General features: G+C 47.9%; 1 rRNA gene. It reads right to left on the bottom strand.

Annotated elements, in window-relative coordinates:
• Positions 1 to 1,108, bottom strand: a 16S ribosomal RNA gene (locus BBG48_RS10755); the annotation flags it as partial.
• Between the last annotated feature and the right edge of the window lie 10 nt (positions 1,109 to 1,118).

Here is a 1,118-nt window from a genome sequence, read left to right as displayed (position 1 = left end):
GTAATAGGGGTTGCGCTCGTTGCGGGACTTAACCCAACATCTCACGACACGAGCTGACGACAACCATGCACCACCTGTGTGGAGTGTGAGCAAGCTCTATTATACTTTTACAGTATTTTTCACTCCCATGTCAAGCTTAGGTAAGGTTCTTCGCGTTGCTTCGAATTAAACCACATGCTCCGCTACTTGTGCGGGTCCCCGTCAATTCCTTTGAGTTTTAGTCTTGCGACCGTACTCCCCAGGCGGAACACTTATTGCGTTTGCTTACGGCACTGAGATTACTCCCAACACCTAGTGTTCATCGTTTACGGCGTGGACTACCAGGGTATCTAATCCTGTTTGCTACCCACGCTTTCGTGCCTCAGCGTCAGTTACTGTCCAGAAAGTCGCCTTCGCCACCGGTATTCCTCCTAATATCTACGCATTTCACCGCTACACTAGGAATTCCACTTTCCTCTCCAGTACTCAAGTTATACAGTTTTGGAGCCTGACATGGGTTGAGCCCATGGTTTAAAACTCCAACTTATATTACCGCCTACGCACCCTTTACGCCCAGTAATTCCGGATAACGCTTGCCCCCTACGTATTACCGCGGCTGCTGGCACGTAGTTAGCCGGGGCTTTCTTGTATGGTACCGTCATTTTTTTCTTCCCATACGACAGAGTTTTACGACTCGAAAGCCTTCTTCACTCACGCGGCGTTGCTGCATCAGAGTTGCCTCCATTGTGCAATATCCCCCACTGCTGCCTCCCGTAGGAGTTTGGTCCGTTCTCAGTACCAATGTGGCCGATCACCCTCTCAGGTCGGCTACTGATCGTTGCTTTGGTGGGCCGTTACCTCACCAACTGGCTAATCAGTCGCAAGCTCGTCCATGACCACCTCAGTTTTCTTTAATTCTACTCCCGTAGTATTAATTTATGAAGTTTTAGCTAAAATTTCTCTTAGTTATTCTTCTGTCATGGGTTGATTACTTACGTGTTACTCACCCGTCCGCCACTAACTTTATTAAAATCTAACCGAGGTTTTCATTCAATATCGTTCGTTCGACTTGCATGTGTTAGGCACGCCGCCAGCGTTCATCCTGAGCCAGGATCAAACTCTCAATTAAAATTTGACTT

Origin of the sequence: Criibacterium bergeronii, from assembly GCF_001693775.2 — a bacterium.
GTDB lineage: Bacteria > Bacillota > Clostridia > Peptostreptococcales > Filifactoraceae > Peptoanaerobacter > Peptoanaerobacter bergeronii.
The sequence above is the reverse complement of the archived record's forward strand: the minus strand, read 5'-3'. Positions and strand labels throughout refer to the sequence as shown.